Origin of the sequence: Mycetocola lacteus, from assembly GCF_003667575.1 — a bacterium.
GTDB lineage: Bacteria > Actinomycetota > Actinomycetes > Actinomycetales > Microbacteriaceae > Mycetocola > Mycetocola lacteus.
The window spans coordinates 18,886-45,212 of sequence record NZ_RCUY01000011.1; the positions used below are offsets into that span (position 1 = coordinate 18,886).

At 65.2% G+C, this 26,327-nt stretch carries 26 protein-coding genes; 8 read left to right on the forward strand and 18 right to left on the reverse strand.

Annotation, left to right across the window (positions count from 1 at the left end; all coding sequences use genetic code 11):
- Positions 1–13: 13 nt before the first annotated feature.
- The 3 genes from D9V34_RS12390 to D9V34_RS12400 form a co-directional block, all read right to left on the reverse strand.
- On the reverse strand, positions 14–1,072 hold the full coding sequence (locus D9V34_RS12390; RefSeq protein WP_121686948.1) for a 3-isopropylmalate dehydrogenase: 1,059 nt from the start codon (positions 1,070–1,072) through the stop codon (positions 14–16).
- Between the two features lie 74 nt (positions 1,073–1,146).
- Positions 1,147–1,668, reverse strand: coding sequence for a hypothetical protein (locus D9V34_RS12395; protein ID WP_121686949.1), 522 nt, complete (start codon positions 1,666–1,668; stop codon positions 1,147–1,149).
- Positions 1,665–3,104, reverse strand: a complete 1,440-nt coding sequence (locus tag D9V34_RS12400; RefSeq protein ID WP_183091779.1) for a glycosyltransferase family 39 protein — start codon at positions 3,102–3,104, stop codon at positions 1,665–1,667. The genes D9V34_RS12395 and D9V34_RS12400 overlap by 4 nt, the downstream gene beginning before the upstream one ends.
- A 262-nt stretch (positions 3,105–3,366) precedes the next feature.
- Here D9V34_RS12400 and D9V34_RS12405 point away from each other — a divergent pair, with 262 nt between their 5' ends.
- Positions 3,367–4,608, forward strand: a complete 1,242-nt coding sequence (locus D9V34_RS12405) for an NAD(P)/FAD-dependent oxidoreductase (RefSeq protein ID WP_121686951.1) — start codon at positions 3,367–3,369, stop codon at positions 4,606–4,608.
- A gap of 48 nt (positions 4,609–4,656) precedes the next feature.
- On the opposite strand, the gene D9V34_RS12410 is transcribed toward D9V34_RS12405, so the two are convergent.
- A complete protein-coding gene (locus D9V34_RS12410; protein ID WP_121686952.1) occupies positions 4,657–6,174 on the reverse strand; it encodes an MFS transporter in 1,518 nt (505 codons plus the stop codon).
- An 89-nt stretch (positions 6,175–6,263) separates the two neighbouring features.
- Here D9V34_RS12410 and D9V34_RS12415 point away from each other — a divergent pair, with 89 nt between their 5' ends.
- From D9V34_RS12415 to D9V34_RS12435, 4 genes are all read left to right on the forward strand, one after another.
- Positions 6,264–6,818 carry a TetR/AcrR family transcriptional regulator gene (locus D9V34_RS12415; RefSeq protein WP_121686953.1) on the forward strand — a complete coding sequence of 185 codons (555 nt, stop codon included), beginning with the start codon at positions 6,264–6,266 and terminating at the stop codon, positions 6,816–6,818.
- Positions 6,819–6,847: 29 nt separating this feature from the next.
- Positions 6,848–7,507, forward strand: a complete 660-nt coding sequence (locus D9V34_RS12420) for a hypothetical protein (protein WP_121686954.1) — start codon at positions 6,848–6,850, stop codon at positions 7,505–7,507.
- A 54-nt stretch (positions 7,508–7,561) separates the two neighbouring features.
- Complete coding sequence (locus tag D9V34_RS12425) at positions 7,562–8,266, forward strand: hypothetical protein (protein ID WP_121686955.1); 705 nt, start codon at positions 7,562–7,564, stop codon at positions 8,264–8,266.
- Positions 8,267–9,293: 1,027 nt separating this feature from the next.
- Positions 9,294–9,476 (forward strand): YegP family protein, encoded by a 183-nt coding sequence (locus tag D9V34_RS12435; protein WP_121686957.1) that lies wholly within the window; start codon positions 9,294–9,296, stop codon positions 9,474–9,476.
- A 69-nt stretch (positions 9,477–9,545) separates the two neighbouring features.
- On the opposite strand, the gene serA is transcribed toward D9V34_RS12435, so the two are convergent.
- From serA to otsA, 11 genes are all read right to left on the reverse strand, one after another.
- A complete protein-coding gene (gene serA, locus D9V34_RS12440) occupies positions 9,546–11,135 on the reverse strand; it encodes a phosphoglycerate dehydrogenase (protein ID WP_121686958.1) in 1,590 nt (529 codons plus the stop codon).
- Positions 11,136–11,267: 132 nt separating this feature from the next.
- Entirely contained in the window at positions 11,268–11,864 is a 597-nt protein-coding gene (locus D9V34_RS12445; RefSeq protein WP_121686959.1) for a hypothetical protein, read from the reverse strand.
- Positions 11,864–12,358 carry a hypothetical protein gene (locus D9V34_RS12450; protein ID WP_121686960.1) on the reverse strand — a complete coding sequence of 165 codons (495 nt, stop codon included), beginning with the start codon at positions 12,356–12,358 and terminating at the stop codon, positions 11,864–11,866. Before D9V34_RS12450 ends, D9V34_RS12445 begins: the two co-directional genes overlap by 1 nt.
- Before the next feature lie 9 nt (positions 12,359–12,367).
- On the reverse strand, positions 12,368–12,856 hold the full coding sequence (locus D9V34_RS12455; protein ID WP_121686961.1) for a hypothetical protein: 489 nt from the start codon (positions 12,854–12,856) through the stop codon (positions 12,368–12,370).
- 65 nt (positions 12,857–12,921) lie between these two features.
- Positions 12,922–13,557, reverse strand: coding sequence for a DUF4166 domain-containing protein (locus D9V34_RS12460; protein WP_121686962.1), 636 nt, complete (start codon positions 13,555–13,557; stop codon positions 12,922–12,924).
- 113 nt (positions 13,558–13,670) lie between these two features.
- A complete protein-coding gene (ilvC, locus tag D9V34_RS12465; protein WP_121686963.1) occupies positions 13,671–14,696 on the reverse strand; it encodes a ketol-acid reductoisomerase in 1,026 nt (341 codons plus the stop codon).
- An 83-nt stretch (positions 14,697–14,779) separates the two neighbouring features.
- The gene (gene ilvN, locus D9V34_RS12470) at positions 14,780–15,289 is read right to left on the reverse strand and encodes an acetolactate synthase small subunit (RefSeq protein WP_121686964.1); all 510 of its coding nucleotides are present in this window, start codon (positions 15,287–15,289) and stop codon (positions 14,780–14,782) included.
- 3 nt (positions 15,290–15,292) lie between these two features.
- Entirely contained in the window at positions 15,293–17,110 is a 1,818-nt protein-coding gene (locus tag D9V34_RS12475; RefSeq protein WP_030148610.1) for an acetolactate synthase large subunit, read from the reverse strand.
- 48 nt (positions 17,111–17,158) lie between these two features.
- Positions 17,159–18,853 (reverse strand): dihydroxy-acid dehydratase, encoded by a 1,695-nt coding sequence (gene ilvD / locus D9V34_RS12480; RefSeq protein WP_030148609.1) that lies wholly within the window; start codon positions 18,851–18,853, stop codon positions 17,159–17,161.
- Between the two features lie 16 nt (positions 18,854–18,869).
- The gene (otsB, locus tag D9V34_RS12485) at positions 18,870–19,727 is read right to left on the reverse strand and encodes a trehalose-phosphatase (protein ID WP_121686965.1); all 858 of its coding nucleotides are present in this window, start codon (positions 19,725–19,727) and stop codon (positions 18,870–18,872) included.
- A complete protein-coding gene (gene otsA / locus D9V34_RS12490) occupies positions 19,724–21,241 on the reverse strand; it encodes an alpha,alpha-trehalose-phosphate synthase (UDP-forming) (protein WP_121686966.1) in 1,518 nt (505 codons plus the stop codon). Before otsA ends, otsB begins: the two co-directional genes overlap by 4 nt.
- Positions 21,242–21,332: 91 nt before the next feature.
- Here otsA and D9V34_RS12495 point away from each other — a divergent pair, with 91 nt between their 5' ends.
- From D9V34_RS12495 to D9V34_RS12505, 3 genes are all read left to right on the forward strand, one after another.
- Positions 21,333–22,133 (forward strand): sugar phosphate isomerase/epimerase family protein, encoded by an 801-nt coding sequence (locus D9V34_RS12495; protein WP_121687295.1) that lies wholly within the window; start codon positions 21,333–21,335, stop codon positions 22,131–22,133.
- Positions 22,134–22,219: 86 nt separating this feature from the next.
- Positions 22,220–22,405, forward strand: a complete 186-nt coding sequence (locus tag D9V34_RS12500; RefSeq protein ID WP_030148605.1) for a hypothetical protein — start codon at positions 22,220–22,222, stop codon at positions 22,403–22,405.
- A gap of 87 nt (positions 22,406–22,492) precedes the next feature.
- The gene (locus tag D9V34_RS12505; protein WP_030148604.1) at positions 22,493–23,086 is read left to right on the forward strand and encodes a helix-turn-helix domain-containing protein; all 594 of its coding nucleotides are present in this window, start codon (positions 22,493–22,495) and stop codon (positions 23,084–23,086) included.
- Positions 23,087–23,178: 92 nt separating this feature from the next.
- On the opposite strand, the gene D9V34_RS12510 is transcribed toward D9V34_RS12505, so the two are convergent.
- From D9V34_RS12510 to D9V34_RS12520, 3 genes are all read right to left on the reverse strand, one after another.
- Complete coding sequence (locus tag D9V34_RS12510; protein ID WP_220700521.1) at positions 23,179–23,946, reverse strand: fumarylacetoacetate hydrolase family protein; 768 nt, start codon at positions 23,944–23,946, stop codon at positions 23,179–23,181.
- A complete protein-coding gene (locus tag D9V34_RS12515; protein ID WP_121686967.1) occupies positions 23,946–25,337 on the reverse strand; it encodes an MFS transporter in 1,392 nt (463 codons plus the stop codon). The genes D9V34_RS12510 and D9V34_RS12515 overlap by 1 nt, the downstream gene beginning before the upstream one ends.
- Before the next feature lie 158 nt (positions 25,338–25,495).
- On the reverse strand, positions 25,496–26,287 hold the full coding sequence (locus D9V34_RS12520; RefSeq protein ID WP_030148601.1) for an IclR family transcriptional regulator: 792 nt from the start codon (positions 26,285–26,287) through the stop codon (positions 25,496–25,498).
- Positions 26,288–26,327 lie beyond the last annotated feature (40 nt).

The following is a 26,327-nucleotide window of genomic DNA, read 5'->3' on the forward strand; positions in this document are numbered from 1 at the left end:
AATCCTTCAAACGTTACTGTGCTGCGGTGATCAGGGCGGCGATCGCGTCGCCCACCTGAGCGGTGGAACGGGTAGCCCCGTTACGAGCGGCGATATCGGCGTCCACGGCGGCCACAACCCGCTGAGCGAGTTCGGGGGCACCGAGGTGATCAAGCAGCAGTGCTGTGGAGAGGATCGCCGCGGTGGGATCGGCGATCTGCTTCCCAGCGATGTCGGGAGCGGACCCGTGTACCGGCTCGAACATGCTGGGGAAGGTGCCGTCGGGGTTGATGTTGGCCGAGGCAGCCAGTCCGATGCCGCCGCTGATTGCGCCGGCCAAATCGGTGAGAATGTCGCCGAAGAGGTTGTCCGTGACGATGACATCAAATCTAGCAGGGTCGGTGACAAAGAAGATAGTTGCCGCGTCCACGTGCAGGTAGTCCACACTCACCTGCGGGTATTCGGTGGCGACCTCGTTGACGATGCGCTGCCAGAGCTTACCGGCGAAGGTCAGCACGTTGGTCTTGTGCACCAGGGTCAGCTTATTGCGACGCTGGGTGGCGATCTCAAACGCGTGGCGGACCACCCGCTCCACACCGTAGGCGGTGTTGACCGAAACCTCGTTGGCCACCTCGGCGGGGGTACCCACGCGGATCGCGCCACCGTTTCCCACGTACGGACCCTCGGTGCCCTCGCGAACCACCACAAAGTCCACATCTCCGGCGTTCGCCAGCGGGCTGGGAACACCCGGGTAGACCTTGGTCGGGCGCAGGTTCACGTAGTGGTCCAGGCTGAAGCGGAGCTTGAGCAGCAGACCGCGCTCGATATTGGCATCGCGCAGTCGCGGGTCTCCGGGAACGCCGCCGATGGCACCCAGCAGGATCGCGTCGTGCGCCGCAATGGCCTCCAGATCGGTGTCGGTCAGGACATCGCCGGTCTCCAGATAGCGGGCCGCACCGAGCGAAAACTCGGTTTTGTCGATGCTGAGCTCGGAGCCCTCCACGACGGCGTCAAGGACCTTCACCGCCTCGGCTACAACCTCGGGTCCGATTCCGTCTCCGCGAATCACGGCAAGTTTGACACTGCGCGACATTATGCTCCTGCTCAGCCTGGGGTGGGTGTTGTTGAATCCACCTTACTCGTGCGCGGGAGTGCGTGTGGACGCGGTTACTGCAGCAGAAGCAGGACCGCGAGTGGCAGGGTCACCGCGTACCCAGAGCCCAAACGTTCGGGGCGCAGCAGCAGCGGCGGCAGGATTGCGGCCACGATCAGGACGTAGACCATCGCCAGCGGCGGCACCGTGCCGATACCGAGGATCCCGCAGACCAACTGGACCGGCAGGGTCATCAGGGCCGCGGTGACCACGCCGGTACCGATATCCACCGGGCCCAGGTGCCAGGATCGGCGGGCAAAGCGGCGCTCGAGCGCATTACCGGTGCAGGCAACCACGATCAACACGATCACAAAGAAGACCGCGACACCCACCACGCTCAGGGTTGCGACCTGCTCGGCGCGCACCGGGTCGCGCAGCAGCGCCAGGAGTTCTTTATGCGTGGAGGTGCGCACCTGATCCACCAGCACCAGGTAGCGCGGAATCGAGGCCAGGGTCGCCACAAATACGAAGGCGATCCAGGCAAAGACCGAGGAGGTGCGCGGAGGTACCGGCGCGATCGGTGCAGGGGTACTCATCGGGTCTCCTCCCGGACGTATTCGGTGACAACCGTGCGGTTGAGGGGGTAGCGTTCCCGCTCCACAAAGCCGTGTCGAGCTAGCTCCCGCTTCATCGCCTTGATTTCCGGGGTGGTGTGCTGTGAGCCGGCCACCCAAACGGTACTGACGCCTCGCAGCCGCTCCCCCAGTTTGCGCGGCGGCAGCGTCACATCGTTGAAGTTGCCGTTCTCCAGGTCGCTGCGCACAAACGCAAGATCCTCAAGCCCGGCAAACTCCGCGGGGTAGCCGTTGACGCTGAGTCGCGGACGAATGGTGGTCGTCTTGTCATTTTGCAGGAAGAACGCATCCCCCGGTGAGGCGTGCTCGGCGATGGTCTGCGCGGTCTGGAGGAAGTCAACGCCGTTCTGCTTGGCGTAGGGTCCGCGCTGAGCCACGTAGGTCGGCAGGCTTGCCAACGCGATCGCCCCCACCAATACCCAGACGATCCAGCGCCGCGAAAACACCGAAACCGCCAGCGCCAACAGCAGCGCAAAACCCGGGGTGGTGAACGACATGTAGCGCGAGGTGTAGAGCGGACCGAACAGCGAGTTGGCGATCAGCATCAGAATCAGCGGGGCAAACGCCCAGCCCGCGGCGAGCGCCACCAGCGGCGTACCAAACCGGGCCAGGATCTGTGGGAGACGACGCCCGGCGATCACCAGCAACACAATTACGAGGATCGCCAGCAGCCAGGACCCATCCAGCCACGGCTCCACCAGCGTCGTCCAGGCATTGACGATGGGCTGTCCGGAGAGCCAGGCAATCTGTCCGCGCTGTCCATACCCGGCCCGGACCAGCGGGAGCACGGCCGCCAGAATGATCAGCGCCGAGATTCCCCAGCGCAGCAGCGTTCGGCGATCCCGATGCGCAAACAGGAGGTAGGCGAGGTGCGCGGCGAGGATCAGCCCGGCATACATGAACAGGTAGATGGTGGCAATACTCACCACCGTGTAGATCACCCAGGACCACCAGGTGTTGCGCCGAGCGGCCGAGATCAACGCGATCACGCCCCACACTACGATGGCCGCGGCGAGCGCATAGGAGCGCCCCTCGATGCCCATAAACGTGGTGCGCGGCAGAACCAGGTAGATCAGCGCGGCGAGCACCCCGAATCGAACCCCGGCGAGCTTCGACCCCAGCACCACCAGTCCCGCGGTGCCGAGTCCCACGGCGAGCGCCGAGAACCCACGTAACGCAACCGAGGAGTCACCAAACGCCTGAATCCAGAAGTGAATGAGGGCGTAATAGAGCCCGTGCACCGCGTCCTTGTGCTGGAGGAATTGCCAGAGTCCCGGGCCGCCCAGGCGCGCGGCCATCAGCGTGGCGATCTCATCAAACCAGAATGAGGGGGTCGCGCTGCCGATCCAGGAGATCCCGGCGGCCAGCAGACCGAGCACTATGGCCAAGGCTGGCACGGAGCGCAGCATTCGCCGGACGGACGGGGTACGCATAGTCGAGGGCAAGCCGTGTCCTTTCTCTCCCACACTCAAACGGGATGACACCCGTGTGGGATGCGCATCAGTGCTCAACCCTAGCGCCGACAACCCGTAAGTTTGCCGAGCGCCTCACCACCCTTGTTTTCAGCGCCCCGCACGGCGAGGATGGAGGCGGGACATGCCCACAAGGCGCTGCCCGGCACACGAAATCGACGAGGATTTCGGTGCGGAAGGAGGAACCATGTTTAGTGCTCCACGTTCGGCCATCGTGATCGGTGCGGGAATGGTGGGCCTCGCCACGGCCCTGGAACTCTGCCGCCGCGGGGTCGCCGTGACGGTCCTGGATCGTGAGGGAGTGGCTGCAGGCTCCTCCCTCGGGAACGCGGGATGGATTAGCCCGGGTCTGGCGATGCCCCTCGCGGACCCGGCGATCTGGCCGAACGCGATCCGTTCGCTGCTGGATCCCGATGCGCCCCTGCACATTCCCCCGCGCATCGACCCCCGCCTCTGGAGCTTCCTCGCCCGCTTTGCGTCCCACGCCACGCACCGGCGCTGGGACCACACGATGGCGGCACTCACCACGCTGGACACCCTCGCCCTGGACGCCTTTGACCGCCTGGTCGCTGCCGGGGTGGCCGAGCCGACCCATACGACCCCGTACACCGTCGCCTTCGAGCGCGGCCGCGATGCCCGCGGGTTTGTGGATGAGCTGGCCCGCGTCGCCCGAGCCGGACAGGATGTGACGCTCGAACGGGTCCACACCGCCCCGGCCCAACTCTCCGGCGCGGTGAGCGCCGTCTATACGCTGAGCGGGCAGCGCTTCCTGGCACCGGGGCCCTTCGTCGCTGACCTTGCCCGGGTCCTGCGCGAACACGGCGGCACCATCCTGACCGGCGAACGGGTGGACCGCATCGACCCGCAGCGTGGCCAGGGCCGCCGTGAGGTGCGGGTACGCACCCGTTCCGGCTCGGTCCACACGGCCGACGCGGTGGTCATCGCGACCGGGGCCTGGCTTCCCGATCTTGCCCGACGCTTCGGGGTGCGCACTCGTGTTCAGGCGGGTCGTGGATACTCGTTCAGCGTGCCCACCGCCGAACCGGTGCAGGGCCCCATCTACTTCCCCACCCAGCGAGTGGCCTGCACCCCGTTCCGCGGCGGGCTACGCGTGGCCGGGACCATGGAGTTTCGCGGACCCGACGAACCCCTGCAGCAGCGCAGAATCCAGGCGATCGTCCGCTCGGTGCGCCCGCTGTTTCGCGGGGTCGACCTGGATGATCGCTCGAACGAGTGGGTCGGTTCTCGCCCGGTGACCCCCGACGGCCTCGCCCTGATCGGGCGTACCCGAGCCCCCGGGGTCTATGTTGCGGGCGGGCACGGGATGTGGGGCATGGTGCTCGGACCGATCACCGCCGAGCTCCTGACCGAGCAGATCATGACCGGTATCGCCCCCGAGATCCTCACCCCATTCGATCCGCTGCGCTAACAACACAACCCCGGATGCACGGGGCATCCGGGGTTGTGTGGGGTGAGACTAGCGGGCGTTACGCAGCGTGAAGACACCCACGATTGCGGCGGCGGCCACCAGGCCCGCACCGATCCAGGCGACCACACCGGCACCGCTGTCGAAGGCATGACGGGCGGATTCCAGCAGGGTTGCCGCCAGGTCCGGCGGCAGGGTCTCGGCCACATTGGCCGCGCCACCCAGGGTTTCCCCGGCGGCGTGCACCTGCTCGGGGGTCAGACCCTCGGGCAGCACCACCCCGGCACGGTAGTAGGCGGACAGTACGGTACCGAGCGTCGCGGTACCCAGCACCGCACCCAGCTCGTACGCGGTCTCGGACACGGCCGACGCCGCCCCGGCCTTCTCCGGCGGAGCACCGGAGATGATCAGCTCGTTGGACACGGTTTCGGCGGCACCGATTCCGAGGCCCAGCAGGGCGAAGGCCACCATCATCTCGTAGGCGCCGATGTCGCCGCCTGTGAGGGCCACCAGCACGTAGCCGGCGATACTCGTGAGCAGGGCGACCGGGATCACGATCGAGGGACGCACCCGCTTGGCGACCGGCACCACACCGAGGCCCGCGATGATCATCACGATCAGACCGGGCACCAGCACCAGGGCCGCATCAAACGGCTTGAGTCCCAGCACTAGCTGCAGGTGCTGGGAGACGAAGAACAGTCCACCCACCAGCGCAACCACGCTGAGCAGGTTGATCAGCACCGCACCGGAGAACTGGCCGCGGCGGAACAGGGTCATGTCCAGCATCGGGCTCTCGATGCGCAGCTGACGACGCACGAAGGTGACACCGCAGGCGAGACCGATCAGTAGGGTGATAACCGCCAGGGGCACGTTCGCACCCTCGGCGAAGGTCTTGATCGAGAACACAAACGGGGCCATGGTACCCAGAGCCAGCGGGATCGACAGATAGTCAATCTTGCCGGGGTTGGGGTCCTTGGACTCGGGGATCAGGATCGGCAGCAGGATCACCAGCGGCAGCAGCATCGGCACGGCCAGCAGGAAGACCGATCCCCAGGGGAAGCTGCCCAGCAGCAGGCCACCGACGACCGGACCCAGGGCGCTACCGGCGGAGAACGCGCTGGCCCACACGGCGATCGCCAGGCGACGCTCGTTACGGTCGGTAAAGATGTTGCGCAGCAGCGACAGGGTCGAGGGCATCAGCATGGCACCGAAGAAACCGAGCAGGGCACGGGCGAGGATCAGCTGTCCGGCCGAACCGGCAAACGCGGCAAAGACCGAAACCAGGCCGAAGCCGATCGATCCGATCAGCAGGAGTTTTCGACGACCCAGGCGGTCGCCGAGGCTGCCCATCGGGACCAGCAGGCCCGCGAGGATCAGCGGATAAATATCGACCACCCACAGCAACTCGGTGGCCGACGGGGTCAGCGCTTCCGAGATGGCCGGGAGGGCAAAGTTTAGGACGGTGTTGTCCACCGATACGAGCAGCACCGGGAGCATCAGCACAACGAGTGCGGCCCAGCGGCGGGTACGGCTGAGCGAGTCTGCCGCGGTGCGGTTGACGGAAAGCATGTTCACCTCTTCAATTACGAACTTATTTACTGTACCGTCTGGACGGTATACAATCAATATGATCGTGAATTTCAGTCGAAAGGAGTCGCATGGCTGCCGAGAGCACAACACGAGAACGCATCCTCGACGCGTTCGAATCCCTGCTCATCACCCAGGGGGAACGGGCCACCACCATCGAGGCGTGCGCCGCCCAGGCGGGCATCTCCAAGGGTGGATTGCTCTACCACTTCGGCTCCCGAGACGCACTGATCCTGGGCCTGATCGCCCGGGCCGATGTCCTCTCGGCCGAGTACCTGGCCGAGATGACGGCCTCCCCCGACGGAGTTGTGGACAGTCTGATTCGCACCTCACTGTTCAGCGACGACCGTTTTGACCACGCCACCATCGCCCTCAACCGGCTGGCTCAGGAGGATCACCGGGCCATCGCCTGCCTCCAGCGCTTTCGCCGCGACACCATCGCCCTGCTGGAGAAAGAGCTGGGCGATCCGGTCCTTGCCGAGACGGTCATGTTGATCAGCGACGGCATGTACTACGACTCGGTGCTGCGCACCCCCGAGGACAGCACTGTCCCCACTCCCAATGCCGTACCCGCCGAGGCAATCCTGGCGGTTGTGCACCGACTGATTCCCACCCGAACCACCTAACCTCGCCCAACCCGAAGAGGAGAACTGCAATGACCCGCCCGCACCCGCGAGCGCGCCTGCGCCGCTCAAACCGAATCGAATTTGCCGCCTACACCGCGCTGGCCGTCGCCGTCGCGATTGTGGTGGTGTTTGTCCTGTTGGATGTGCTGGATCAGATCCTGCCGATCCCCCGCATCTTGGTCCTCGCCCTGGGCATTCTGGTGGTGATCGCCGCGGGGATCGGGCTACTCGCGCTGATGAGTGTGCGCGCCCGTCGCCGAATTGGTGCGCTGCGTACCGAGCGCCCGGACGCCCTGGTTTGGTGGATCACCCCGGCCGATAGTTTCGGACCCGCACTCTCCGCGCTGGGCGGCCCAGACCTCACCCGCCGGGAACTTGCCGACGGCCTGGCACTGGTCGCCGAACCCACCGGGCTGGGCTTCTTTCAGACCGAGCGCACCGATTCCCGACAGATCCTGACCCTCCCGGCAGGCTCCATCATCCGAGTGGAAACCGGCCGCCTCACCGCCGGCATGAATCGCCGCATCGGCATCGCACTGACCGTGCGTGATCGGGCCGGCGACCAGCACCTCCTGGGCTTCCTGGGGGTCCACGACGTGCTGCCGTCCTACCTCACCCAGCACGCCACCCGGGCTCTCGCCGCCGAGATCCGCCGCACCCTCGCGGAGTCCACGGAGCAGGCCGCTTAGCCGAACCACGGGCGTTCCCGCCTGTCACACTAGGATGGGTTCTCGGGGGAATGCATGATCACCATTGTTGACGATTCAGGGCCCAAAACCCTTCGGCAGACCATACGCGAAGAGCTCGTCATCCGCTCGGTCCTCATCTTTTTTGTGATCGTTCTGATCTACGTTGTGCTCTTCGGGGTGATTCAGGTTGTCCCCGATGGGGACGCGATGCTGGCCATCATTATCGGTACCGTGCTGGGAATCGCCATCGTCCTACCAATCATCGCCTGGCGTTCGCGCTATCCCCGCCTGCGCGCACGTGCGCTCCGAGAAGCGAATCCCGATGCGCTGGTGTGGTGGGTCGCACCGGGCAGGACCCTCCCCCAACGCCTCGAACCGTTTACCGGAATTCGACTCCGAGAGCGTTCCGTGCTGAGTGGTCTCACCCTCGTGGCTTCTCGGGGCTCGCTTCAGCTGTGGCACGGGAAACGTCGCGGCAATCGTAAAATCTTCGAGGTGGGCAGAAGAGACATCGTGAAAATCGAATCACGGTTTGTGGTGGCCCAACGCATGCGTCATCACGGCGTGGTGTTCACAATCGATACACGAGACGAGCAGCCCCCGCTGGTGATCGAACTCTATGGGATGCAGGATGTACTTGCCACTCACCTGAGCCGTGAGGCAAACACCGCCTTTGTGCGGGAACTCAAGCAGTCCCTGGGCCGCCGCCCGCGGGCACCTCGGCGGCCTGATACGCCCATCGCTCCCGAGTCCGTGTAACGCTGAAGGTCTGATTGCCCCAGCGGAGACGGATCTCATCTGTCGGCTGGTACTCAAGGAGGTGCCAGAAGGCCTCCGCCGTACTCGAAGTCTCCAGCATCACCGCCGGCACACCGATGCCACGCCTCCCGCGGCCCGGGGTCACCTGGATCGGAACAAAACTCTGCTCAAAAGCCACCATGACGTTAACCGTGACACCCAACTCGGTGACGCGGTGCAGGGCTTCGGATATTCGAGAGTCGTGCAGGACGATGACATAGGCGGAGCGGCCCCGTGTGTCTCGGTGAACCGTTGGAGAGATTTGAGGAGACATCAGGCTGTATGTGATCCTTCTGGCGGCCTCAGTGTGCACGCGGATGCGTGAGTGCGACGTCATTCGATATTCCCTTCTATGATCCGGTTGTACGCAGCATACGTCTCGTCTATGGCCTCCGACAGAGCACGTTCCAAAATGTTTGGCGAGGAGATCTCCTCAATCGTCTCGGGCGGACCGTGCCCAGGCCCGTGTCGGTGCACGGTCCCGTGATTCCGGGTATCTATCGACATCACCTCATGTGATTTCCCACGATGATCCCGCTGAGCAAGTACAACGGCGAACTCCACCAGCATTCCGCTGCGGACAAGGCGGACGCGACGGATAACCATCGTAAAGCTCCGGGGAAGATCGATTTCTTCAGTGGATTCGTCGGTCGGTTGGCCTCTGGGAAACCAAAGACCGGCCTTACCGCCCGCGCGCCTCGATCTCCGGGTTTCGCGCTCCGTCCGTTGTCGTTTTCGTGGTCCAAATTTATTTGCCATCGCTCCCCGTGTTTTCTCCTCCCCGTCAACGCTATGAATCGCGGACGCAAAAAGCATTTGGTGGCCAAAGCTGTGGAGAAATTGAGGGCGGAGTCGGTCTGTGGACAGCTATCCCCGGACAGGATGGGTCGCGCGCGTGACTCGCACTGGGGGCTATTTTCCGGACGGCACGCAACTAATCTGACATCAGGATTCGGGCGCGCCGCGCCGGACCGGAGAAAGGGGCATCATGGCGGGAAAGTTTGAGCTCTACACGGATAAGGCGGGCGAGTACCGTTTCCGGCTCAAGGCGGGAAACGGCGAGATCATCGCGGTCTCGGAGGGATACGCCTCGAAATCGGGTGCGCTGAACGGCATCGACTCGGTGCGACGCAATGCACCCGACTCCCCCGTCGTGGAGATCGAAAAGTAGCGTCCTCACAGACCAAAACGGCGGGGCCGGAGGAAAAATCCTCCGGCCCCGCCGTTTGATGTTTGAGTGTTACGCGGTGATACCCACGGCGCGCACGATCGCGGCGTCGATGTCGGTGCGAACCTGCTCGAGCAGCTCCTCCGAGACCGGGGAGTCCACGGTCAGCACGGTGAGTGCCTGGCCGCCGGCCTCGGTACGGGCAATCTGCATGCCGGCGATGTTGATGTTGGCCTCACCGAAGCGTGCACCGTACTGGGCAACGATTCCGGGACGGTCGGTGTAGAGCATCACGACGTGGTGCTCGGCGATCGGCACCTCGATGTCGTAGCCGTTGATGGCGACGAGCTTCTCGATCTGCTTGGGACCGGTGAGGGTACCGGACACCGAGATCTGCGATCCGTCGGCCAGCGCACCGCGCAGGGTGATGACGTCGCGGAAGTCCTCGCTGACCGGGTCGGTGACCAGGCGCACCTCGACACCGCGGGCCTCGGCCAGCAGCGGGGCGTTCACGTAGGACACCGACTCGCTCACAACCTGGCTGAAGATACCCTTCAGCGCGGCCAGCTTCAGCACGGAAACGTCGAAGTTGGTGATCTCACCGCGGATGTCGACCTCAACGCTGGAGAGCGGCGAAACGGTCAGGGCGGAGAAGATCTGACCCAGCTTCTCGACCAGCGAAATGCCCGGACGCACGTAGGGGTCGATGATGCCACCGGCAACGTTCACCGCGTCCGGCACCAGGTCGCCACCGAGAGCGAGACGCACGGACTTGGCCACCGAAACGCCGGCCTTCTCCTGTGCTTCCTCGGTCGAGGCACCCAGGTGCGGGGTCACGATGATGTTTTCCAGACCCAGCAGCTTCTGGTCGGTGGGGGGCTCGCTCACGAAGACGTCGAGGCCGGCACCGGCGATCTCACCGGCGACCAGGGCGTCGTGCAGGGCATCCTCATCGATCAGGCCACCGCGGGCCACGTTGACCACATACGCGGTCTTCTTCATGGCCTTGAGCTGCTCGGCACCGATCATGCCGATGGTCTCGGGGGTGCGGGGCATGTGGATGGTGATGAAGTCGGACTGGGCGAGCAGTTCGTCCAGGCTCAGCAGGGTCACGCCGAGCTGCTGCGCACGAGCCGAGGTGACGTAGGGGTCATAGGCTACAACCTTGACGCCGAAGGCCTTCAGACGCTCGGTGATCAGCGCGCCGATGCGGCCCAGGCCGATAATACCGACGGTCTTCTCGAACAGCTCGGTACCGGTGTACTTCGAACGCTTCCACTGTCCCTGAGCCAGCGCGTTGTGCGCGGCGGGGATGTGACGGGCGAGCGAGAGGATGTGACCCACGGTCAGCTCGGCGGCCGAGATGATGTTTGAGGTCGGGGCGTTGACCACCATGACACCGGCGTTGGTGGCGGCCTTGATGTCCACGTTGTCCAGGCCCACGCCGGCGCGGGCGATGACCTGCAGGTGCGGGGCCGCGGCGATGGCCTCGGCGTCTACCTGGGTGGCCGAGCGCACCAGAATGGCGTTTGCCTCGGCCAGGGCCGAGAGCAGGGCGGGACGGTCGGTGCCATCCACGTTACGGATATCGAAGTCGGGCCCGAGGGCATCGACAGTGGCGGGCGAGAGTTCTTCAGCAATCAGGACGACGGGTTTCGACACGAAAACAAATCCTTCTGGAACGAGGGTTGGGAAGACTCGCGCCGCATCATCGGGACGCCAGGTACGTACACTCTACTAGGTGATTCATTCCACTTTTGCCGCGGGTGAACGATCGTTCACCCGCGGGTGGTATTAGGCCAGGAAAAACGCGGCGGCGAGGCTCAGTGCGATGGCCGAAGAGGCCGCCACACCAACCAGATAGGTGAGGATCATCGAGATCCAGCCACGACGACGACCGATCCGGTAGGAGAGGTAGAACGCGATCAGCGGAACGATGATGCTGAGGATCAGCATGGTCCAGCCGAGGGCCGATACCGAGCCACCGGCTTCGGAAACCCGACGCGGAATCGTAATCGCGCTGCCCACACCGCCCCACACCTGATAGGCGAAGAGCAGACCAAACACCACGGCAATCGCGATGGTCAGCCAGCGGCGAACCTTCGAGATCGGGGTCGCCTTCTCGGCCGGGGTGGCCAGGGCATCGAGGTCGTCATCGGCAGGATCCGCATCGTCAACACCTGCATCGTGGATGTCGGCGTCAGCACTGTCGAGGTCCGTGGCGGAGCGCTTGTTACCGTCGGCGGTTCCGGACCGAGCAGCGTCGGTCGCGGAGGTCGAAACCGTGCCGGTATGCGTGGGTGTCGACTCGGGAGTTTCGCTCTCGGTCACGATTTCCTCATCCCGAGCGGACGAAGCGGACGGAGTGGTGCCGGGGGTGGATTCGGTCATTAGCGCACTCCAAGCAGGAAGGGAATCGGGGCCAGGACGATGGCACCGACGATCAGGGCCACCACGCGCCAGCGCAGCGACTCGGCCTGACGGGTATTCCACAGGGTGGCGCCAAACCACAGTGCGGGTGCCAGGACGGCGAGGATCTTACCGATCGAGGTCATTCCGGTTGCCAGCGGGTCGGCACCACCAAACACGATGGTTCCAATCGAGAGCAGCCAACCGATCATGTAGAGCAGGTACACACCGGCGAGGATCCCGTGCACAAGAAGCAGCACCGAACTCATCTGAGTGCCACCGGTGTTGACGGCGACCTCGGCCTTGGGTCCGCCCACCACGCGCCATCCCGGAGCCACCTCGGTGCCCGCGGCGGGGACCTGAGACTTCTTGGCGGGCTTCTTCTTGGGGGCTACGGCCGGGTTTTGACCAACCAGCGTGGCATCGGTCGCGTCGCCGGCCCAGCTCAGGGCGTCGTCATCGGAGGGGGTGCTCATACCTCCAGATTACCGGACGCGCCGCGCCTCTCGACCAATGCCAGACATCAGCTCTTCGGGACACTCCGAACGCAGGGTATACACGGGTCGATTCTGCACCGTCAGCGTGACCGCGGGGCCTCCGCTCAGCAACAAGAACCGTTTCCCCGGCATCAGGCGATAACCAACGCCACCCGCGGCGCGCGGCAAAACCGTGACTTTCTGCATCGCGACGATGGACGTTACCGGGATGCGCACAACTCGCAGCGGAGACAGATAGCCGCGAATCTCGCCCTCGCTCACACACACTCTGGTGCGGTTCAGGATTCCCACGGCACTCGCAAGACCAAGGATCAGGAGCAGCCAGATTCCCGCCGCGACAAGCACCGGGAAAGCGGGGGTTCCCCAGACAGGCCCCAGCGACCCAATAATCAGGCATTCCGATCCGGCGGCGATAACCGCCGCCGTGATACCCAGCCAGGTCAGCCCGCGTGGACCACGCAGCGTTTCGGTGTACATTCTCCCCCGATCATCCCCCTCGTGTCCCGGCACCAGGAATGGGCGAGGGGTCCTTCACTTAGACCCTAGACCAGGGAGTAGGTGAAATGGCCGCGGTAGTTGGTGACGGTGCCCAGCAGCGGATTGGTCACGAGCACCTGCACGGTGCGGCGATTGTTTTCAGCGTCCCAGCCGTCCTCTACGCGGACGCTCACGCCGAGCAGGCGAGGCAGACGCAGTCGCAGCGGGCCGAGGCGTAGCGCGCACTCCTCCGAGCGCAGGGAGAGGTGACCCCGTTCGGTCGCGGTGCAGCGCAGGATGATTTCGATCACACGCCAGGTACCCACCCGGTTGCGCAGGGTACCCGGCGTGGGTCCGGCAAGGATGATGTCGCTCATCGCTCGGGTGACTCGGCGGAAACGGAAAAGGCGGAAGGCGGCGAGGGTGGGGGCTCCATGCTCATCGGTTCCGGGCTGGTTGAGGATCGTGAAGGGGACGTTTTTCTCGTGTCGATCCAGCAGCATCGCCGGCCCGACCACGGGCATGGCGAGCCAGGTCAGCCGGCCAAACTTGGTTCCGGCTGATTCGAAAACTCCGGTGCCCACACCGATACCCTGCTCCCCCGGACCGACCACGTACTCGCGCACCTCGGGCTTGAGCCTGTCGATATCGGTGCCGAGCGCCTCGGTGTACACGGATCGAATGGTGTGCTGATCGGTCATGTGTGCGGGTCCCCTTCGCGCGTGGTGCTGTGGCCCACCCTAGCAGGACGCACAAACCCGCCCCGGAAGAAATCCTCCGGGGCGGGTTTCGGCTAGAAGCTAACAGCTAACGATTAGCGTGCAGCCGAACCGTCGGTGTAGTCCTCGTCCTGCTGCTTCCAGGCGAAGAGCGAACGCAGCTCGCGACCGGTGGTCTCGATCGGGTGCTTCTCGGCCTTGGCACGGAGCTCCAGGAACTCCTTGCCGCCGTTGTCCTGGTCGTCGATGAAGCGCTTGGCGAATGCACCGGTCTGGATGTCGGAGAGAACGGCCTTCATGTTCTCCTTGACCTCGGGGGTGATCACGCGAGGGCCGGAGACGTAGTCGCCGTACTCGGCGGTGTCGGAGACCGACCAACGCTGCTTGGCGATGCCACCCTCCCACATCAGGTCCACGATGAGCTTGAGCTCGTGCAGCACCTCGAAGTAGGCGATCTGCGGCTGGTAGCCAGCCTCGGTCAGGGTCTCGAAGCCGTACTGAACCAGCTGCGAAACGCCACCGCAGAGAACAGCCTGCTCACCGAACAGGTCGGTCTCGGTCTCCTCGGTGAAGGTGGTCTTGATGACACCGGCGCGGGTTCCACCGATGGCCTTGGCGTAGGACAGGGCGATGTCCCAGGCGGTGCCGGTGGCGTCAACCTCAACGGCAACGATGTCCGGGATTCCGCGGCCGGCGACGAACTCGCGACGCACGGTGTGGCCCGGAGCCTTCGGGGCGATCAGCACAACGTCGACACCGGCGGGTGCCTCGATGTAACCGAAACGGATGTTGAAGCCATGGGCGAAGGCCAGGGTCTTGCCCTCGGTCAGCTTGTCCTTGACCGACTCGGTGTAGATCGAGCGCTGGTGCTGGTCCGGCGCCAGGATCATGATGAAGTCGGCCCACTCGGCGGCGTCGGCAACGTTCTTGACGGCGAAGCCGGCCTCTTCGGCCTTGGTGATGGACTTGGAGCCGTCCTTGAGGCCGATAACGACCTCAACGCCCGAGTCCCGGAGGTTGAGCGCGTGTGCGTGGCCCTGCGAGCCGTAGCCAATGATGGCTACCTTCTTGCCCTGAATGAGCGTCAGGTCGGCGTCCTGGTCGTAGACAATCTCAGTCACTGGTTATTCTCCTTGTTTGATCCCGCGGCCGCCGGTGCGGATCCGCAAGTGTTGGACCGTGTTCCCCGTTGGGGCACGGAAATTTAGTGTTTGAAAACGCGCTCGGTGATGGACTTCGAACCGCGTCCAATCGCGAGCAGGCCCGACTGTGCAAGCTCCTTGATCCCGAAGGGCTCAAGGACGCGCAGGAACGCCTGGGTCTTGCCGGTGTCTCCGGTGACCTCGATCACCAGGGCGTCGGTGGCCACATCGACCACGCGAGCACGGAACAGGTTCACGGCTTCGAGAACCTGCGAGCGGGTGGTGTTATCCACCCGAACCTTGATCAGCAGGTGTTCGCGCTCCACCGACTGGGTCGGGTCCAGCTCCACAATCTTGATCACGTTGATCAGCTTGTTGAGCTGCTTGGTGACCTGCTCGAGCGGCAGACCGTCCACCTCGGCGACCACGGTGATGCGCGAGAGGCCTTCGACCTCACTGGCACCCACCGCGAGCGACTCAATGTTGAATCCGCGACGGGCAAACAGACCGGCAACGCGGGTCAGCAGACCCGGCTTGTCCTCCACGAGGAGGCTGAGAACGTGACGCGACATGGCTTAGACCTCCTCATCGAATGCGGGAGCGTGCTCCCGAGCGTACTGAACAAAGCTGTTGGATACTCCCTGCGGAACCATCGGCCACACCATCGAGTCCGCCGAGACGACGAAGTCGATGACCACGGGGCGGTCGTTGGTTTCCAGCGCGAGCTTGATGGCGGCGTCGATCTGGTCCTCGCGCTCCACCCGGATGCCCAGGCAGTCATACGCGTCCGCGAGCTTCAGGAAGTCGGGGATGCGCACGGTGTCGTGACCGGTGTTGAGGTCGGTGTTGGAGTGGCGTCCGTCATAGAACAGGGTCTGCCACTGGCGCACCATACCCAGCGAGGAATTGTTGATCACCGCGACCTTGATCGGGATGTTGTTGAGGCGGCAGGTGGCGAGCTCCTGATTGGTCATCTGGAAGCAGCCGTCGCCGTCAATCGCCCAGACTACACGCTCGGGTTCGGCAACCTTGGCACCCATCGCGGCGGGAACCGCGTAGCCCATTGTGCCGGCACCACCGGAGTTGATCCAACCGTTGGGGCGCTCATACTTGATGAACTGCGCGGCCCACATCTGGTGCTGACCCACACCCGAGACGAACGTGCCCTCGGAGCCGGTGAGTTCACCGATCCGCGAGATCACGTGCTGCGGGGCGAGCAGGCCGTCGGTGGTCGGCGCGTATCCCAGCGGGAACTCGGCGAGTAGACCGTTCAGGCGGGTCCACCACTCGGCGATGTCCGGGGTGGTCTCGGGCAGGGCCTGAGCGTAGGCGGCGGAGAGGTCGCCGATGACGTCCTTCACATCGCCCACGATCGGCACATCGGCGATCCGGATCTTGGAGATCTCGGCCGGGTCGATGTCCACGTGAACAACCTTGGCGTCGGGGGCGAACAGGTCCGCCTTGCCGGTCACGCGGTCATCGAAGCGGGCACCGAGGGCCACGATCAGGTCGGATTCCTGCAGCGCGAGCACTGCGGGAACCGTTCCGTGCATGCCGGGCATGCCCAGGTTCTGCGGGTGCGAGTCCGGGAATGCACCACGGGCCATCAGGGTGGTGACGATCGGCACACCGGTGCGCTCGGCCAGCTCCAGGAGCTCCTCCGAGGCACGGCCGCGGATCACGCCGCCGCCCACGTAGAACACCGGACGCTTGGCTTCGAGGATCAGCTGCGCGGCGGCGTTGATCTGCTTGCCGTGAGCCTTGGTGACCGGACGGTAGCCGGGCAGGTCGAGGGTGACCGGCCAGATGAAGGGCACCGAGTCCTGCTGAGCGTCCTTGGTGATGTCCACCAGGACGGGGCCGGGACGACCGGTCGTGGCGATGTGTGCCGCCGCGGCCAGGGTTGCCGGAATGTCCTTGGCATCCTTCACCAGGAAGGAGTGCTTGGTGATCGGCATCGTGATACCCACGATGTCGGCCTCCTGGAAGGCGTCGGTTCCCATCAGGTTCGAGAACACCTGACCGGTGATCGCGAGCATCGGGACCGAGTCCATGTGGGCATCGGCGATCGCGGTCACCAGGTTGGTGGCACCGGGACCGCTGGTCGCGATGCAGACACCGAGCTTGCCGGTGGCCGCGGCGTAACCCTGAGCGGCGTGGCCGGCACCCTGCTCGTGACGAACGAGGATGTGGCGCAGCTCGGTGGAGTCCATCAGCGGGTCATAGACCGGCAGGATGGCCCCGCCGGGGAGACCGAACACGTCGGTCACCCCCAGCAGTTCCAGCGTGCGCACAACCGCCTGGGCACCGGTCAGCACCGGAGTGTCGGTACGAGCCGGACCCGGGATCGGGCTATCGGATTGGGGACGTGGGGTGGGAGTGTCAGCTGACATGTGACAAATGATTCCTCAAGTGATGATGATCTGACTGGGGACGCAAAATTAGCCGGTGATCGCGCCTTCAGCGGCCGATCGAACGAGCTTAGAGTATTTTGCGAGTACGCCACGGGTATAGCGCGGGGGAAGCGGTGCCCAGCCTTCACGGCGGGCGGCCAGCTCGGACTCCTCGACAAGTAGGTCAAGAGAGCGAGCTGCGATATTGACCCGAATGAGATCACCATCGCGCACGAATGCAATAGGACCTGCGTCCACTGCTTCGGGTGCTATGTGGCCGATGCACAGTCCGGTTGTGCCGCCTGAGAATCGACCGTCCGTTAATAGTAGTACATCTTTTCCGAGTCCCGCACCCTTGATGGCCGCGGTGATGGCCAGCATCTCGCGCATACCCGGTCCCCCCTTGGGGCCCTCGTAGCGGATAACCACGACGTCTCCGGCCTGGATCTTGCCCTCGGTCAGTGCGTCCATGGCACCTCGCTCGCGCTCGAACACCCGGGCGGGTCCCTCGAAGATTTCGGCGTCGAAGCCGGCGGTCTTCACCACGGCACCCTCGGGGGCAAACGAACCGTGCAGGATCGTCAGACCACCGGTGGCGTGGATGGGGTTGTCCAGGGTGCGGATGACCTCGCCGTCCAGCGGGTCGGGGTTCAGCTCGGCGAGGTTCTCGGCCACGGTCTTACCGGTCACGGTGAGTGCGTCACCGTGCAGCAGGCCGGCGTCCAGCAGCGCCTTCATCACGACGGGGATACCACCGTGGCGGTCCACATCGTTCATGACGTACTTACCGAAGGGCTTGAGGTCACCGATGTGGGGAACCTTGTCGCCGATGCGGTTGAAGTCGTCCAGGGTCAGGTCAACCTCGGCCTCGCGGGCGATGGCGAGCAGGTGCAGCACGACGTTGGTCGAACCACCGAAGGCCATGGCTACGGCGATGGCGTTCTCGAACGCCTTCTTGGTCAGGATGTCGCGGGCGGTGATGCCCAGACGCAGCATGTTGACCACGGCCTCGCCCGAGCGGTGGGCGAAGTAGTCGCGACGACGGTCGGCCGAGGGCGGCGCGGCCGAGCCGGGGAGGCTCATGCCCAGGGCTTCGGCGACCGAGGCCATGGTGTTGGCGGTGTACATACCACCACAGGCACCCTCACCCGGGGCGATCGCGCACTCGATGCGCTTGAGGTCTTCCTCGCTCATGGTGCCGGCCTTGCAGGCACCCACGGCCTCGAAGGCGTCGATGATGGTGACGTCCTTCTCGGTGCCGTCGGAGAGCTTGACCCAGCCCGGGGCGATCGATCCGGCGTAGAGGAACACGCTGGCCAGGTCGAGGCGGGCGGCGGCCATCAGCATGCCCGGCAGCGACTTGTCACAGCCGGCCAGCAGCACGGTGCCGTCCAGGCGCTCGGCCATGACCACGGTTTCTACCGAGTCGGCGATGACCTCGCGCGAGACGAGCGAGAAGTGCATGCCCTCGTGGCCCATCGAGATACCGTCGGAGACGGAGATGGTGCCGAACTGGAGCGGGTATCCGCCACCGGAGTGGACGCCTTCCTTGGCGCCCTGAGCAAGCCGGTCAAGCGAGAGGTTACACGGGGTAATTTCGTTCCACGAGGATGCGATACCGATCTGGGGTTTGTCCCAGTCGGCGTCTCCCATTCCGACGGCACGGAGCATGCCTCGGGACGTGGTGGCTTCGATTCCATCGGTTACTGCGCGACTTCGCGGCTTCAGGTCAATCTCGGACATAAAGAGAGTCTAGGACCTAATCCGTGACCGTTTTGGCATATGCGCGTGATGCACGTGCACGGGCGAGCGCACGAAGTACCAGCGCAACCTCGCGCGGGCCCGCGACCCGATGCTCGGCCCGCGTCTCCCCCGGCCCACACTTGAGTCCGAAATCCCCGGATTCAAGGGCCGCGAAGGCGTCCTCATCGGTCACATCGTCCCCGGCATAGAACACCGCATCGGCACCGGTATGTGCGCGCAAACGTGCAATTCCGTCGCCCTTAGTGGCCGACAAAATACTAAATTCCAGCACATCTTTTCCCGTACGTTCACTCAGTTCGGGATCGTTGGCGCGCACCCAGGCACGCGCGGCACCGTGCAGTGCCGGCACCGAGACCTGCTCGGCCAGACGGGTATGGACGGCGGCCCCCAGCGGCTTGGGTTCCACCCAGGCCCCGGCGATCCCGGCGGCTCCACGCTCAAGTGCCTGCACCAGTGCCGCGACCCGTGCCCGTTCGGCCTCGGTGGGCTCGGGTCCGGCGTCCTCACCCAGACGGTACTCGCCGCCATGGGAGGCGACGATGAGGATGCCCGCGGAGTCCGGATACAGCGCATCCAGCGAGGCCAGGTCGCGCCCCGAGACCAGGGCCACGGTGGTGTCCGTGAGGCCGCGCAGCTCGGCGATGGCCGCGGCCGATTCGGGCAGCGCGCGGGCGCTCATCGGATCATCCACGATCGGGGCCAGGGTCCCGTCAAAGTCCAGCGCCACCAGGATGCGGGGGTTCTGGGCAAAACGGCTCAGAGCCGCCTCAAGGATGGGGTCGAGGCCCGCCGCCGGGTTCACCTCAGCTCCGTGCTGTTCCGGAGCCGATGCGCCTTCGCCAGTCGCAGTCACTGCTGCTCCGCCCCGACCCGGTGCCCGCGCGCCTCATCCAGGCGCGCGGCGGCCGAGCGTTCCAGCTCGGCCAGGAACGCGGTAGACCAGCGCTCCACGTCGTTCTCGCGCACCTTCTTCCGCATCGACTTCATCCGCTTGGCCCGCTCGGGCTGGGGCATGTTGATCGCGGTCATGATGGTGTCCTTGAGACCCTCGATGTCGTGCGGGTTGATCAGCAGCGCCTGGGTCAGGTCATCCGAAGCCCCGGCAAACTCGCTCAGCACCAGCACACCGTCCTGATCGAAGCGGGTGGCCACATACTCCTTGGCCACCAGGTTCATGCCGTCGCGCAGCGCGGTGACCAGCATGACGTCGGAGGCGAGGTAGAGCGCCACCATCTCCTCACGCGGATAGCCATGGTGCAGATAGTGCACAGCTGAGTGCCCGATCTGACCAAAGTCGCCGTTGATCCGGCCCACCGTGAGCTCGATCTCATCGCGCAGCTGGCGGTAGGTTTCCACCCGCTCGCGGCTCGGGCTGGCGACCTGGATGAGGGTCACGTCGGCGGGGTCAATCCGCCCGTCGGCCAGCAGCTCCCCGTAGGCCTTCAGCCGGTGACGGATGCCCTTGGTGTAGTCCAGCCGGTCTACGCCGAACAGGATCTTGCCCGAGCCGCCCAGGTCCGAGCGGATCTCGGCCGCCCGGGCCTGCACCTCGGGGGTGCGCGCCAGGGCCTCAAAGCTGGCCGAATCGATCGAAATCGGGAAGTGCTTGGCGAGCACGTGACGGGTGGGACCGCCGCGGCGGTAGCCGCCGGTCTGTCCGGGCGCGGAGTCGGATTCCAACGGCACATAGACGCTGGTGCCCTTGGTCTCATAGCCGACCAGGCGACGCACGGCCCGAGTGAAGTTGGAGGCGTCAGCAACCCGCTGGAAGCCGATTACATCGGCACCGAGCAGACCCTCGATGATCTGGGTCCGCCACGGCAGCTGCGAGAACAGGCCGTAGGCGGGGAAGGGAATGTGGTTGAAGAAACCGATGGTGAGGTCGGGACGCAGCTCACGCAGCATGCCCGGCACCAGCTGCAGCTGGTAGTCGTGCACCCAGACGGTGGCGCGCTCGTTCGCGGTTTCGGCGGCGGCCTCGGCGAAGCGCCGGTTGACCTTCACATAGGAGTCCCACCACTCGCGGTGATAGGTGGGCGGCGCGATCACGTCGTGATAGAGCGGCCAGAGGGTGTCGTTGGAGAAGCCCTCGTAGTAGCTCTCCACCTCCTCGGCGCTGAGCGGAACCGGCACGATTCGGGTGCCGTTGTGGGTGAACGGCGAGATGCCCTCGGTATCGGCACCGGCCCATCCCACCCATGCGCCACCCAGGCGCTCCATCACCGGGGTGAGGGCAGTCACCAGCCCTCCCGGAGATGTCCGCCACCCCGGCTCGCCCTCGGCAGTGGTGTAGCGGTCTACCGGCAAACGGTTGGCCACCACCACAAAGTCAAAGCGGGCTTCGGACTGGTTGGTACCTGATGTCATCGTTATACTCCCCGTGGTTGCCAGACAGGCTATCAGTCGAAGATGTGCAGATCTCACCTCATTTTCACCTGTGGGGTCTATGCTGGCCCCGATGATACAGATCGGAATGAGCACGTCCTGCGTATACCCGCTCGAGACCGAGCGGGCGTTCCAGCTCGCACGGGAGGCCGGTTTTGACGGCGTTGAGGTCATGGTGACCAATGCCGCAACCACCCGTGATGCGGTTGCACTGCGCAAGCTGAGCAAGAAGTATCACCTGCCGATTCTGTCGATCCACGCACCGGTACTACTGCTCACCACGTTCGTGTGGGGGCGCGACCCGCAGGTGAAACTTGAGCGTTCGGCCGAGCTTGCCGCCGCCGTGGGGGCGGACACCGTGGTGGTGCACCCGCCGTTTCGCTGGCAGAAGGACTACTCGGAAAACTTCCTCGAAATCGTGCGCCGGATCGAAACCTCCTCCGGCATCAACATCGGTGTGGAGAACATGTTCCCGTGGAAGGCGAAGGGCCGCTCGGTTGCCGCCTACGCTCCCGGGTGGGATCCCAGCGACTGGGACTGCGATAACGTCACCCTGGACTTCTCCCATGCCTCCCTGGCCGGCCAGAGCGGGCTTGAACTCGCGCAGCACTTTGGCGATCGACTTCGTCATATCCACCTGTGTGATGGTTCGGGCTCCCAGGACGATGGCCAGATCTTTGACGAACACCTGATCCCGGGCATGGGCACCCAGCCGGTGGCCGAAACCCTGGAGTATCTGGCGGCCAAGAACTGGGACGGCGCGGTGGTGGCCGAGATTAATACGCGCCGGGCCAAGTCCGACGCCGAACGGCTCAAGGCGCTGCGCAAGACCGTGCGGTTTGCCCGCACCCACCTGGGTCTGCACACGCGATAGATTTCTGCGTATCCACGGCGGGTATATTCCCGCCTGGCCCCGGTCGCACGCTAGGGTTGAAGGGTTCCGGTTCGAAATGAGGGCGCATGCGTAAGTATCTTCTGAACATTGGTGTCATCAGCGCCGCGTTTGGTGCGGTGGGCCTGATCCGGGCTACCGCTTCCGGGCCGCGCAACTGGCGCCTCGCCCTGCTGTGGTTCAGCTGGCTGATCTCGCTCGCGCTGGCGATCGGGACCGTTGCCGAAGACAACCCGCGCATCGAACGCGACTAAATTTTTTCCTGCGCCGTTCCCCGGTTCTGACCTAGACTGACCGGGAATACACGCACGCCCACACTTCGACTCGCCTTCGGGAGTTTTATGCGCGCCCTTCCCGTCTCTCCAGACCCCACCCGCACCGCGATTGGGCATCGGCTGCGTGCCGCACGACAGGCGCAGCTGCTCACCATCGAGCAGCTGGCCGAAACCACCGGTCTCTCCAAGGGATTCATCTCCCGGGTGGAACGTAACCAGACCTCACCGAGTGTGAGCACCCTGGTGGCGCTGTGTGACGTGTTGAACGTGGCCGTGGGCGACCTCTTTAAGCGCTCCGAGCAGCTCGTGGTGCGCGGCGCAGATGCCCCGCGGATCACCCTGGGTGGCGAGGGCATGCTGGAGCTCCTGGTGTCCCCGCGGACCGAGAAGCGTGTCCAGGTGGTGCGCACGATCGTGGATCCCGGCGGCCACAGCGGCGAAGCCCCGTACTCGGTGAGCGCCGAGCTGGACCTGGTGTACCTGGTGCGCGGACGGATCGAGATGAGCTTTGCCGACGCCGTCTGGGAGCTGGGGGCCGGGGATTCGCTGACCCTGGATGGGCGCGAACCGCACTCCTGGAAGGTGCTCGGGGATGAGAGCGCCGAGCTGCTGTGGGTCATGGTCCCGGCCACCTGGAACGGTAATCCGACTTCGGGATAGAACCCAACACAAAACCCCACGGTTTCCCGTGGGGTTTTGTGGTATCGGGGCCCTCACGAAGACGTCGTGAGGGCCCCGCATAACCGGCGCGCCTAGAGGGCGGTCACCGGGTTTTCGAGGATGCCGATGCCGTCCAGCGCGGCCCGCACCGTATCCCCGGGCTTGATCGGGGACGCGGTCTCCGGCGAGCCGGTGAGGATCACATCCCCGGGTCCGAGCGTCATATACTCGCTCAGGTATTCGATCTGCTCGGCGATGTTCCAGGCGAGCCGGTCGGTGTCGCTCTGGCAGCGCAGCTCCCCATTAACAATGAGTTCGAGCGGAACCGAGTCGGGATCCAGGTCGCCGACCAGCCAGGGGCCGAGCGGGGTGAAGCCGTCTCCGCTCTTGGACTGGATCATCTTTTCGTCGAGGGCGATCTGGTCGGTCGCGGTCACGTCGTTGCCGATCGTATACCCGGCGATGACCTCGGCGGCGTCGCGTGCACTGACGTTGCGGCAGTGCACCCCGATGACCACGGCGAGTTCGGCCTCGGCGACAACGTTTCCGTGTCCGGGAACGATCCGGATCGGCTCCCCCGAACCGATTGCGGACCGGGCGGACTTCATGAACGCCTGCCGGGGAATGGCCCGGTCGGCCGCGGAACCGTTGTGAGCCATGCCGAGGATGACCCGGGGGTCACTCGGGGCGGCGAGCACCGCGCCCTCAAGCGGCCAGTAGCGACCGGTGAGCGGCGGAACCGCGGCCCACTCGTCGGCAACCTCGTACCAGGCACCGTCGATCTCGCGGACCGGGACGATCTGGGTGAGGCCGGGGGCGGCGGGTGCGCCGCCCCCGATGTGCAGTCTGGCCCGGCGCACTAGGAGCGTCCGACGGTGGCCAGCGGGCGCTCGGCGATCTGGGCGGCGGTGTCCGAGAGGGCGTCACCGTGCAGGGTCAGGTCGCGGCCGCGGGTTTCCGGGGTGACGAAGGTGGCCCACAGGGTGATCGCACCGAGCAGCAGCACGTAGCCGGCCAGCGGGATCCAGGATCCGGTGGTGGCGGTCAGCAGCGAGGCCCCGATCAGCGGGGCGATACCGCCGGCGAGCACCGCCGAGAACTCGCGGGAGACGGCCACACCCACGTAGCGGTGGCGGTTACCAAACAGCTCGGGCAGGGTCGCACACTGGGCGCCCAGCATCACGTTGATGGAGAGGGTGTAGGTCAGGGCGAGCACCGGGATGATGACGCTCACGTTGCCCTGAGACATCAGCCACCAGGCGGGGATCGCCAGCACCAGCTGGATGATCACACCGGCGCGGTAGACAGGCATCCGTCCGAAGCGGTCGCTCAGCGCACCGGCCAGCGGCAGGATGATCACACCGAGGGTCGCACCGATCGCGATGGCCAGCGGGCCGACCCAGCTCTCGACACCCACATACACGGTGATGAAGGAGATCGCCAGGGTCTGGTACAGCGCCGATCCACCGTTCTCGGCCATGCGCAGGCCGATGCCGCGGATGACGCTACCGAAGGACTTGGTGAAGACCTCCTTGAGCGGCGAGTGCTGCTCCTGCTCCTGCTTTTCCAGCTGAACGAAGGTGGGCGACTCGGCCAGGCGGTAGCGGATGAAGACCGAGACGGCGATCAGTAGGATCGAGGCCAGGAACGGCACACGCCACAGCCAGTCGTGCACGATCTGCTGGTCCACGAGGCCCAGCAGGTAGAACACGATCGAGGCCAGCACGGTACCGACCATGATGCCCACAAACGGCAGGGCGGAGAAGAATCCACGGCGGCGAACCGGCGCATACTCGGCCATCAGCGTGGTGGCACCGGCCTGTTCGGCCCCGGCACCGAGGCCCTGCAGAACCCGCAGAAAGACCAGGAGAATGGGGGCCCAGATGCCGATCTGCTCGCCGGTCGGCAGCACACCGATCAGGGTCGAGGCACCACCCATCAGGCCGATGGTGGCCATCAGGACCCACTTGCGTCCGAGCTTGTCGCCCAGCACACCGAAGAAGATGCCGCCGAAGGGGCGGGCGAAGAATCCCACCGCGTAGGTCGCGAAACCGGCGGCAATGCCGGCTCCGGTGCCGAGGGCGGGGAAGAAGAGCTGACCGAAGATCAGCGCGGAGGCGAGCCCGTAGAGGGCGAAGTCGTAGTACTCAAGCGCGCTTCCGACACTGGAAGCAAGGGTGGCGCGGCGCAGGTTGTTGGCGTATTCCGGATCGTCGGATCCGCGGACCTCTGCGGCGGGGGATGTGGACACGGTCTGTACCTTTCGGGACGGCTCGCATCTGGAGACTTCCCGGGTTCACCGTGGGTGGGGGCCGTCTACCTTGACGCGAGGGTTACCTCGATGTGGGCGTCGGTGCCCACGCCCCCACACTAACAGCATGCTGAACGAAGTTCAACATATTGAACGAACTAGGCGACGTCCCCGACCAGCAGCGGGTTCGACAGCGCAGCGGCGGCGGTTCCCAGGGCGCGCGTGACACGCTCGCGACGCCCATCCTCGGGGGCCAAACCCATCATGGAGGCACCCAGGGCTAGCGGCTGATCCCCCGCATTGCGCGGCGGAATCACCACCGCGACGCCGGTAACCGTGGGGAACATCTCCCCCTCGTCGAGCCCGAAACCGGTCTCGCGGGCGCGCCGGATCTTGGCAATCAGCGCATCCAGATCCGTGGTCGAGGCGGCGGTGACCTGTGGACGGGTTTCCGGATCGGCAAAGCGCGCGCGGATCTCCTCATCGTCCAGGCGCGCCAACAGGGCGTTACCCACGGCGGTCAGGGCGGCCGGATAGCGGTCACCGATGCCGGCGGTGAGCCGCAGCGGCGCGCGACCCTCGTGCCGGGCCAGGTAGAGCACGTCGGTCCCGTCGAGCACCGCGATCTGCACCAGCTCATGACTCAGCTCGGGCGACTCGGAGCACACCCGGTAGAACTCGCGCACCTGATCAAAGCTCGCCAGATAGGCGCCGCCGAGCTCCACCGTGCGCCGACCGAGCCGGTAACCGAGGTCGCCGCGCTGGATCAGCCCGCCCTCCTCCAGCGCCACACACAGGTTGGCGGTCGAGGACTTGGCGATGCCCAGCGCGCGGGCCAACTCACTGATCCCGAGCGGCTGCCCGTGGGCGGAAGCCAAGACATCAAGAATCGCGATGGCTCGGGTCACCGCGGGGGCGGCCGTCTTCTCGGTACGGGGTGCGTCGGTCATGCGCGCTGGGCTCGCTTTCTTCGAGAGGTGTCTCGTCGGG